Below are 10,114 nucleotides of genomic sequence, written 5' to 3'. Positions count from 1 at the left end.
CTCGACGTTTTCGCCTAGGCGGCTCTGTCTTGCGGCGCCCCTCGGTGCCTTCGGCACGGGGCATGGGCAACGCGTGCGCTCGCGCTCCGGGTCCCCCGTAAGAGTGGCCGAGATATCCACAATCTCGATGCTGCCCACAGATGCGAGCCACGCCCTTCCGTCCCAACCGGCGGGCGCCGTAACGTAATTCACGCGAGGCGCTGCCGCACTGGCGGCACCGGCTCTCGCGGATCGGGGGATTCACATGCTGGCGATTCAACTGGCGAAGTTCCATAGGCCGGGCTTGCCGGAATTCCATAGGCCGGGGGTAGGCCGGGATCCCGTAGGCCGGGTGGGCCTAGATTCCACAGGCCGAGGTTCGATAGGCCGAGGTTCGATAGGCCGGGGCTCCACCGGCCGCTGCCCGCGCAAGAACGGCATCGCGGTCTGCGTGCGCACCTCCATCAGATAGCCGCATCGTTGCCCAGCAGCACATGAGCCGACGCCCCTGACAGGACGGACGGCAGTCCGCAGAGGCAGCGCGGCGGAACTCAGTGGCGGCGTTCCGCGAGGACAGCACAGCGCGACGCTGTGGCCGCTCAACGCGGCCCGGACCAACGCGGGTCACCAAAGCCTCGAGATCGGAGGTTCCCTCACCCACAACACGAGCGATGACCTTCACGGACCGACGCCCCACACGGATTACGGTCATCACGGGCATATGGTCTACGCGGCCTTCATAGCCGCCCTCGCAGCCCTCTCAAGAGCAGCGCAGTCAAGCCGTTCCCCCCACCGAGAGGCAGTTCAGTCATGGATCGAGAAAGACGGTTCCCGTTCCCGAGCAGACGCCGACTGCTGCAGGGCGCAGTGGCCGCCGCCGTGCCGACGGCGCTCCTGTCCTCCCACCGCGCGATCGCCGCCGCCCGGGCTGTCGACTATCCCGGCGCCGAATGGGTGCCGGCCAGCACCTCCAACTACACCGCCGCCAGCCGCCCCAGCACCTACGCCATCGACCGCGTGATCATTCACGTCACCCAGGAGACGTACGCGGACACACTCGCCATCTTCAAGAATCCCGCGAAACAGGTATCCGCCCACTACGTGGTGCGCTCAAAGGACGGCCACATCGCCCAGTGCGTCCGCGAGCGCAATGTCGGCTGGCATGCGGGCAACTGGTCCTACAACACACGCAGTATCGGTATCGAGCACGAAGGGTGGGTCGACAAGCCGGAGTACTTCACCAACGCCATGTACGAGGAGTCTGCCGCACTGACCGCCGCCATCTGCACCAAGTACGACATCCCCAGAGACCGGGAGCATATCCTCGGACACCATCAGGTGCCCGGCTCGGACCATACGGATCCCGGCCCGAACTGGGACTGGTCTCGCTACATTCGCCTCGTCAACTCCGTCTAAGCCCACCGAATCCTCCCCTGGGCCGTCGGAGCCCCGCTCCGAGGGATGCCAGGGAACGCGCCTGGGGCGCGGCAGCCCAGCAGCCCGGCAGCCCGGTAGCCCGGGGCAGAGCCCGGGACGGAAAGATCTGTTCCGTGCGGCACGCTTGTCGGCTCCCGTTCCCGGGGCGACGATGGCACCACCGCATCGCCGTTCCGGGAGGCCGCATTGACCGATCCATGGGTGGCCTTGGCGCCGGGCGCCGACCCCGTCGAGCGGATGCGGGTATTGCGTCAGGCGCACGAGAGGTTCACTGCCGGCGGGACGGTGGTGCGGCCGGTGCGTTCCGTGGTGGCCGACTCGTGGCGCAGGTCGGCCAGGGCGCGGGTCAGCCCGGAGGGGCCGGGCGCGGCGGTGGAGCTTACGGACGGGGACCTCGGCGCTTACCGGGCCGAGCATCCGTTGGCGAGGGTCATGCCGCTGTTCCGCGAGCTGATGGGTACCTTCGCCTCGGACGGGGAGCATCTGCTGGCCGTCTGTGATGCGCAGGGCAGGCTGTTGTGGGTCGAGGGACACTCGGTGTCACGGCGGCGGGCGGGACGGATGAACTTCGTGCCGGGTGCGCGGTGGGCGGAGTCGGAGGTGGGCACCAACGCACCGGGTACGGCGGTGGCCGTAGGTCGGCCGGTGCAGGTGTTCGCCGCGGAGCACTTCATGCGGACGGTGCAGCCGTGGACGTGCGCGGCGGCCCCGGTGCACGATCCGCGTACCGGGCGACTGATCGGAGCGGTCGACATCACCGGCGGTGACGGTCTCGCGCACCCGCACAGTCTGGCCTTCGTGCAGGCGGTCGCGAGGGCGGCGGAGTCACATCTTGCCTTGCTGGCGCCGCCGGTGAGCTCCAAGGCTGCCCTGGAGCTGACCGCGCTGGGGCGGGACGAGGCGTTGCTCCTGACCGGTGGGCGCAAGGTGCGGCTCAGCCGTAGGCACAGCGAGATCGTCGTACTGCTCGCCCGTCATCCGGAGGGGCTCAGCGCGGACGAACTGCTCTATGCGCTGTACGAGGACGAGTCGGTGCCGCAGGTGACGCTGCGGGCGGAGATGGCTCGGCTGCGGAGGTTGCTGGGGGCGGAACTGCTGCGGTCGCGGCCGTATCGGCTGGCGGTGCCCGTGGAGTGTGACGTCGACACGGTCGAGCGTCGGCTGGGGGCGGGGGCGGTCACGGCTGCGGCGGCCGCGTATGCCGGGCCGCTGTTGCCGCAGTCGCAGGCTCCGGCGCTGGTCAGGCTCCGGAGCAGGCTCGCCGAGCAGTTGCGGGCCGCGCTCATCGACAGGAACGACCCCGATCTGCTCGCGGACTGGGTGCGCACGCCGTGGGGTGAGGACGATCTGGACGTATGGCGGGCTCTGGCCACGCTGCGACCTACGCCGCCGGTGCTGTTCCGTCTGCGCGCCTTGGACACCGAGCTGTCATCGGCGGCGGGGCCGGGCTGACGTTCCCGACCAGGGCGGCCACGGTCCGACGGAACTGCCACACCCCGTAAGCAGCGCCCGCCGACAGAGCCGCCCTACCCAGGCAGCAGCACCCCGCTCGACCGAGCTGCCTCGCCCCGGCGGCGCGTGCCCCGCCGGTCGGCACCAGCACCGGCACTGTCGCTGCCGCCACGGGCCACCGGTCACCGGTCACCGGTCACCAGCACGGGCGTGGGAGCGGTCACCGTCGCGGTCTCGGCCGCAACCTAGTTGCAACCTTTTGCTGCCTAGCCTCCCAGCGCGAGCTGCCCAGCGGCGGGCAGCGTTTCTCGGGAGGCAAGTCAAGATGACCCGTTACGCAGCGCCTGGTACCGACGGTGCGATCGTCTCCTACCAGTCCCGCTATGACCACTTCATCGGCGGCGAGTACGTGGCGCCCGCGCGCGGTCAGTACTTCGAGAATCCGAGCCCGGTCAATGGGCAGCCGTTCACCGAGATCGCCCGGGGTACCGCCGAGGACGTCGAGCGTGCCCTCGACGCGGCGCACGCGGCGGCGCCTGCCTGGGGGCGGGCGTCGACCACCGAGCGTTCGGATGTGCTGCGCAAGATCGCCGACCGGATGGAGGCCAATCTCGAACAGCTCGCGGTCGCCGAGAGCTGGGAGAACGGCAAGCCGGTCCGTGAGACGCTGGCGGCCGACATCCCGCTCGCCATCGACCACTTCCGCTACTTCGCCGGGGTCATCCGGGCGCAGGAGGGGAGCCTGAGCGAGGTCGACGAGGACACCATCGCGTACCACTTCCATGAGCCGCTCGGCGTCGTCGCGCAGATCATCCCGTGGAACTTCCCCATCCTCATGGCGACGTGGAAGCTGGCGCCCGCGCTGGCAGCCGGAAACACCGTGGTCCTCAAGCCCGCCGAGCAGACCCCGGCCTCCATCCACTACTGGATGAGCCTCGTGGCCGATCTGCTGCCGCCGGGGGTCGTCAACATCGTCAATGGGTTCGGGGTCGAGGCCGGGAAGCCGTTGGCGTCCAGCCCGCGCGTCGCCAAGGTGGCCTTCACCGGGGAGACCACCACGGGGCGGTTGATCATGCAGTACGCCTCGGAGAACATCAAGCCCGTCACCCTTGAGCTCGGCGGCAAGTCGCCGAACATCTTCTTCGACGACGTGTGGGCGGCGGACGACGACTTCAGGGACAAGGCGCTCGAGGGCTTCACGATGTTCGCCCTGAACCAGGGCGAGGTCTGCACGTGTCCGTCGCGGGCGCTGGTGCAGCGCGGGCAGTACAGCGAGTTCCTGGAGGCGGCGGTCGCCAGGACCGAGCAGATCAAGGCCGGACATCCGCTCGACACCGACACGATGATCGGCGCGCAGGCCTCCAACGACCAGCTCGAAAAGATCCTCTCCTACCTGGACATCGGCCAGCAGGAGGGCGCCAAGGTGCTCACGGGCGGGCAGCGCATCGACTACGACGGCGAGCTGGCGGGCGGCTACTACGTCCAGCCCACGATCTTCGAGGGCGACAACCGTATGCGGGTCTTCCAGGAGGAGATCTTCGGACCCGTCGTCTCGGTCGCGTCGTTCAACGACTTCGACGACGCCATGAAGATCGCCAACGACACGCTGTACGGCCTGGGCGCCGGGGTGTGGACGCGCGACATCAACACCGCCTACCGGGCGGGCCGGGCGATCCAGGCGGGCCGCGTCTGGACGAACTGCTACCACGCGTACCCCGCGCACGCGGCGTTCGGCGGCTACAAGCAGTCGGGCATCGGGCGCGAGACGCACAAGATGATGCTGGAGCACTACCAGCAGACGAAGAACTTGCTGGTGTCGTACTCGGCGAAGAAGCTCGGCTTCTTCTAGGCAGGAGATAAGGGCGCCTGACCAGGGCAATCATCCGGCAGGCGCCCTTCAGGACGCGCAACTACGCAGCAGGAGGAGACGCGTAGCCAATCCCCATATCTCCCACTAGTGTCCCACCTCTGACCAGCTGTTCCGTGGCATTTCCGGGCCAGACTCCTGCAAAGGCAGCCTCCTCGTCGTCCGTCGGGACCTCCCAGCGGCGCATCGACTCCTCGATCAAGCTGTTGGCGTGGTTCCGTGCCTCGGTCAGGAACTTGGCGTAGAAGCGGATCAGCACTTGAATGCTCTGTCCGGCTCGGCGCGCACACTCAGCCGGGTCGACGCCGGAAGCAAGCCAGAACGAAATGCCTGCGTGGCGAAGGTCGCAGGGGCGCTTCGCCAACGCGAGGGCATACTCGTCGAAGGCGAAAGCAGCCTCGCGCGCCCGTCCCCACGTGTTGCCGTATGCCGCGGCACCGACGTAGGTGCCCGCCGCATTGCGGAGGAGACGTCCATCCGGGGCAACTCCGAAGCGCTCTATGTGTTCACGCAACATGCGGACGAGCACGGGCGGGATGGGCACCGGCCGCTTCGCCTTGACTGCTCGGCGCTTGAGCGAGTGAATCTCGTAAATGTCACCGCCATCAATCCACCTCTTACCAGCCGTCACAACGCCGCCTTTCAGGTTGAGCAACCCCCAACCGCTCGTCGGCAAGCGACACTGGGACTTTGGCAACTGAATTACCTCGGCCGGGCGCATGGCGGCGTAGTACATGCAACCGAAGAACGCTTTCAAGTGTGGGCCGCGGCCTGGAAGAGCTCTGGCAGCGGCAAGCAGCCGTGCGACTTGCGCCGGGTTCGGCACGCAGTCGGGAGCGACATCGTCAGCGACTTCAGGGGCGGACCATCGAAGGCCGGTCAACGGGTTCTGGTTGAAGTACCCGCGTTCGACTGCCACTCCAAAGAATTCGTTGACAACGGCCTCCTTGCGCTTCACGGTGTTCGCAGCAGTTGCCGCCCCATCGGCCTTGCGGCACCAGCCACCGAGCCCTCTGCGCAAAGTGTCGGATTCCTCTAGCTCACTGACAGGCAGCGAGTGGCGCTGCAGCCAGGCTGGCAACAACCAAGGCGGGGCGATGGTGGCCCGAGCATCCGTGATGCGTGCGGCGCGTAGTCTTCCCCGCGCAGGCGGGGGTACTCCGAAGAAGAACGCGGAGGCATAGCGGTGGAGATCTCGTGCAGCGGTAGGCGAGCGGCAAGCCGTCAAGCACGATGGTCGATGCCGGAGCGCTCCTTCCGTCGCGCTGGGGGGCAAAAGGCTCCCTGTGGTGACAGTTGATCCAGGAACCCGCTGGACGGGCGGGGCCTGGGTCTGCATGCTCGTTACTTATGGAAGACGCGCCCGAGGTTGAGCCTCGTAGAACGGTTGACCAAGGGTTAGCCAGGTGGACGCGACGCGCACGCCCTCTCGTGCTCACCCTCGCAGGTGGACTCCTCATTGCGATGGGCCTTGCGCTCGCCCTTTGGGGGCTCCTGGATTGGCGCAACCCAGATTTGTTAGAGCTTGCTGCCAACTTCGTGGGGCCCGTGGTGGCGGCGCTCGCTGCAGCCGGAACGCTCTGGCAAGTCATCGCTGACCGACGTGCAGAGTCGGCCCGAATTTCGGTGAGCCGAGAACGCGTGCGTGAAGCCGAGGAGGGGCTCGAAGCGGCACTGCGGCCCAGCGTCACCGTCGAAGGCGGTCTGGTGGTCCACGGGAACCTCGTACTGCCCCACCTTGATGAGCGTGTCGACGAGGGCCCGCAGGACGCGGAGGAGGCTGATCCGGCGGATGCTGTGGACGAGATCGCTGATCGGCTCCGCTCCGCAGCGACTGGCGTACCCAGGCTTACGCTGTCGGAGTTGTGGACGGTGACGCATCGGCGTCTCGACCTCTATCACGAGATTGCCCTTGGACAGGCTGCGCGTTCGTTTCGCAATGCGCAGGTCGCTATGGTGCTCGGATTCGTGCTTCTTGTCGCCTTCGTGATTGTTGCGTTGCAGGCCAGCACGACAGCCGGGAGCGTGGTCGCTGGCAGCCTCGGGGCGGTTGCCGCAGGCCTTGCTGGTTACGTGAGCCGCACATTCGTGCGCTCGCAGGAGGCTGCGGCTGGCCATCTGCGTGCCTACTTCGACCAGCCTCTGGAGTTCTCGCGGTACCTCGCTGCTGAACGGCTTGTCGCGGATTCGAAGCTCAGTGATGAGCAGCGCGCCGAGGTGGTGACGGCCCTGGCTCAGGCAATGATCGCTGGGCCTGGCTCAACACCTGCGCCGGGCACGAGTGCCTCATCGAACGGCAACGGCGGTGGCTCCCCCTAAGATCCGCTCGTGGCATGCCGTACGGCACGCCGACGAGGAGTCGGTTGCGTGATCGTGGAGATGAAGCGAGGTCGGCCCCGCACCTTGAAGTGCGGGGCCGATGATCGGATCAGCAGGCCCTACCTGCTGCGGTAGATGCCCTTGATGGCGTTGGCGCAGACAACGGTGGCTGCGACCGGCCGAAGCCACGCGGGCTCTTCGGGCAATGTGAGTGCGGCGAGTAGTGCACCGCCCGTAGTCGCGTAGATGCGGACAGGGCTATCGAACATCTCCACACCCGGTTGCCGGGGCGCCGGAGGGGGCTGTGCCATGCTGGATATACCTCGACTGGGAGCGCGGCCGGCCTCTTTGCAGGGAACTGCCGACCGCCGCGCTGGATCGGCGGGGTGCGTAGGCGACTGCGACGCCCCGCCGGTCTCACCCGTCTTGGGCTACGGCTGCCACCGTATGTGACCTCTGGCTGTGCCTGTGGCCGCTACTGGCTCTCAGTCGCGCTCCTCGCGATTTCTCTGGAAAAGGTCATACGCTCCGCCGTTACCTGCAGTTACTCGGCCGCCCGGTTACCCAGACGGTTGGATGGGCAAGCGTCAGTGCTTGCGTGGCCAGGTGCTGCGCTGATTACGGTATGTCACCCCTACCCAGGGCCCTGGGTGAACGGAACGCCGTCAACTGCATATGGTGCCGCTCTTCGTGAATGCAAATATCCCATTCCGGTAACGTCCCGTCGGTTCGCGTGACAGAGTGCTGGCTTCGTTGGCCCATTGGCTCGAGTTGGTACAGCGCAGGCGGGGGTGCTCCCGAGCCCAGCATGGCGATCACGCCGAAGAAGGGATCTTCCTCGCAGCACGAATAGGCAACAAGATCCGGGCCAGGTGCGGGCCAAGACGGCTAACCGGCTGAAGAGCCTCCTCAAAGCGGCAGGGCAGCAGCCGTGGCATGTGTGTACCAGCAGCAGACGAGAACTTGCTGGTGTCGTACTCGGCGAAGAAGCTCGGCTTCTTCTAGGCATGGGAAAAGGGCGCCTGACCAGGGCAGAGCCCTTCAGGCCCCCCGCTTCGCGGAGCGCGCCGCAGCCAAGCGGTGGAGAGAAATGCTCCCCTAAGGGGGCTGTCCCCGCGAATGCCGACGGGACCCGGGCCAGGTGCTGGGCGGGATACTCGCGGGACTTCGACGCGGACTGTGGCAGCCTGCGGGCATGCCAGAGCTGCGCGTTCATGCGGGCCGTCACTATGCCGTCCAGTTCCACTACGCCTTGCCGGACGAGGCATGGTGCGTGGAGCTGAGTGAGGCCGTCCCGGCGCCAGCCGCGTGGGCTGAGATCCCCAACGCGGAAACACACCTGCCTGGACTGGCCCTCCTGGTTGCGGTGATACCCGACGAGGACCCAGACCTGGAGCCGACCGTCCACATCCACAGCCGCGACGAGCACGTCATCCCCTACGAGATCATGCGTTGGTTCATGAAGTACGTGGCCGAGCAGATATCGAGCAGATAGAACGCTGCCGCATCGCGTTCGATCAGGGGGAACCTGAAGCAGTGGAATGATCACGCAGCGGCGACTGGGGGGATCACGGCAGCAGAGCACTCCTGGATGGCCCCGTTCGGTGGATCGAGTCGGCGTCAACTCGAATCCGACTCGCCCCGGGCCTCCGGAGGGATCCCTCTGAAGCGGGCGCGGTTCCCCGTCCCACACCTGCACCGTCACCGTCGCCGTCACCGGGTGGGTGTGACAGCCTGCTAACCGAGCCTCCGCCCCACCCTCATCCGGATTCCGTCCCGTGCCCACAGTACGAAGCGTTCCACCGGTGTCACTTCGTGGCCCGGTGCGGGGCGGAAGCGGAGGCGTTTGAGGAGGGTCGCCAGGATGAGTTGGGCCTCGACCGTGGCCAGGGCGGCGCCCTCGCAGCTGCGGGGGCCGATCCCGAAGGGGACGTACGCGAGCCGTGGCCGCTTGGCGGCCTCCTCCGGGGTGAAGCGTTCGGGGTCGAACCGGTGCGGGTCGGGCCAGTGATCGGGGTTCAGGTGTATCGCCCAGAACGGGTAGAAGACCGTCGTCCCCGCCGGGATCCGGTAGGGGCCGAGCGGAAGGTCGTCCGTCGTTTCGCGTGCGCCGTAGGGGCCGGGCGGGAACAGGCGCATCGACTCCTTGAGGGCCCTGTCCAGGTGGGTGAGCCGCCGCAGGTCGCCGTAGTCGGGCGTGGCGCGGTCGCCCAGCACCCGGTCCAGTTCCGCGGTGACGCGATCGGCCGCTTCTGGATGGCGGCCCAGCAGGTGCAGCGTCCAGGAGACGGCGACGCCCGTGGTGTGGTGGGCGGCGAGCAGCGTCACCATGACCGTGTCCCGGATACGCGCCGGGCTCTGACCTGCCTCGACGAGCGCCCCGATCAGGTCGCTGCGGTCCGTGGGGGCCGTACGGTCACTCCCCTCGGCTCGGTCGTCCGCGGTATGTGCCGCCACCACGCGGTCGACCGTCGCGCGCAGGTAAGCGAGGGCCTCGTCGGCGCGCTCCGCCGAGCGGGGGTCGGGGCGCGGCACCTGGTAGAGCCGCCCGAGGTGCTCGGTGAGCACCTCCTCGAACGCGGTGACGACGCGTTCCGTATCGGTTTCCGCGCCGCCGAGCGCGAAGCCGCAGATCATGCGGAGGGACAGCGCGGTCAGATCGTGCTGCAGCTCGACCGGTTCGCCGTCGGGCCGTGCCGCCCAGCGGTCGGCGAGCTCCTGCGCGAGCTCGGTGAAGCGGGCGAAGTGCCGTTCGTGCGCCGGGCGTCCGGCCAGTACCGAGAGCAGTTGCCGACGCCAGGGTGTGTGCTCATCGGCGGGCAGCACCTGCAGGTTGCCCGCCTCGCACAGCGGGTCCAGGAACGCGAAGAGTTCCGCGGGCCGCTCGTCGAGGTGCGCGGTGGCCTCCAGCAGCACCGGATCGGCGATCGACACGGCCGACTCCGCGCCCGGTAGCTGGAAGCGGACGACGGGGCCGTACGTCTCGTGCAGGCGCAACTGGTACTGGTGCAGCCCGCCCGAGGCCGCGACGGCGCTCAGCCCGCCGTCCTCCTGACGCTC

General features: G+C 67.8%; 7 protein-coding genes. 5 read left to right on the top strand and 2 right to left on the bottom strand.

Annotated features, from left to right (window positions below; genetic code table 11):
• The first annotated feature begins 789 nt into the window (after positions 1-789).
• The 3 genes from AB8Z36_RS15640 (at position 790) to exaC (ending at position 4,717) form a co-directional block, all read left to right on the top strand.
• Entirely contained in the window at positions 790-1,395 is a 606-nt protein-coding gene (locus AB8Z36_RS15640; RefSeq protein ID WP_369213906.1) for an N-acetylmuramoyl-L-alanine amidase, read from the top strand.
• A gap of 207 nt (positions 1,396-1,602) precedes the next feature.
• Positions 1,603-2,868, top strand: a complete 1,266-nt coding sequence (locus AB8Z36_RS15635; protein WP_369213905.1) for a GAF domain-containing protein — start codon at positions 1,603-1,605, stop codon at positions 2,866-2,868.
• Positions 2,869-3,193: 325 nt separating this feature from the next.
• Positions 3,194-4,717 carry an acetaldehyde dehydrogenase ExaC gene (gene exaC, locus AB8Z36_RS15630; protein ID WP_369213904.1) on the top strand — a complete coding sequence of 508 codons (1,524 nt, stop codon included), beginning with the start codon at positions 3,194-3,196 and terminating at the stop codon, positions 4,715-4,717.
• Between the two features lie 61 nt (positions 4,718-4,778).
• Here the strand turns inward: exaC and AB8Z36_RS15625 are convergent, their stop codons facing one another.
• Complete coding sequence (locus AB8Z36_RS15625) at positions 4,779-5,693, bottom strand: hypothetical protein (protein WP_369213903.1); 915 nt, start codon at positions 5,691-5,693, stop codon at positions 4,779-4,781.
• Between the two features lie 506 nt (positions 5,694-6,199).
• Here AB8Z36_RS15625 and AB8Z36_RS15620 point away from each other — a divergent pair.
• Both AB8Z36_RS15620 and AB8Z36_RS15615 read left to right on the top strand, forming a co-directional pair.
• Complete coding sequence (locus AB8Z36_RS15620; RefSeq protein ID WP_369213902.1) at positions 6,200-7,054, top strand: hypothetical protein; 855 nt, start codon at positions 6,200-6,202, stop codon at positions 7,052-7,054.
• Between the two features lie 1,195 nt (positions 7,055-8,249).
• Positions 8,250-8,549 carry a hypothetical protein gene (locus AB8Z36_RS15615; RefSeq protein ID WP_369213901.1) on the top strand — a complete coding sequence of 100 codons (300 nt, stop codon included), beginning with the start codon at positions 8,250-8,252 and terminating at the stop codon, positions 8,547-8,549.
• Between the two features lie 242 nt (positions 8,550-8,791).
• Here the strand turns inward: AB8Z36_RS15615 and AB8Z36_RS15610 are convergent.
• Positions 8,792-10,114 (bottom strand): cytochrome P450 (locus AB8Z36_RS15610; protein WP_440581927.1); only part of this gene is annotated, 1,323 nt, incomplete at its 5' end.

Source organism: Streptomyces flavofungini, from assembly GCF_041028215.1.
In the GTDB taxonomy this organism is placed as follows: domain Bacteria; phylum Actinomycetota; class Actinomycetes; order Streptomycetales; family Streptomycetaceae; genus Streptomyces; species Streptomyces flavofungini_B.
This window is presented reverse-complemented; position numbering and strand designations above follow the sequence as displayed.

What these genes read in the sequence shown, in the direction of transcription:
- AB8Z36_RS15620 (WP_369213902.1), top strand. Translation starts at nt 6,200, where the DNA reads ATGGGCCTTGCGCTCGCCCTTTGGGGGCTCCTGGATTGGCGCAACCCA.
- AB8Z36_RS15615 (WP_369213901.1), top strand. Translation starts at nt 8,250, where the DNA reads ATGCCAGAGCTGCGCGTTCATGCGGGCCGTCACTATGCCGTCCAGTTC.
- exaC (WP_369213904.1), top strand. Translation starts at nt 3,194, where the DNA reads ATGACCCGTTACGCAGCGCCTGGTACCGACGGTGCGATCGTCTCCTAC.
- AB8Z36_RS15640 (WP_369213906.1), top strand. Translation starts at nt 790, where the DNA reads ATGGATCGAGAAAGACGGTTCCCGTTCCCGAGCAGACGCCGACTGCTG.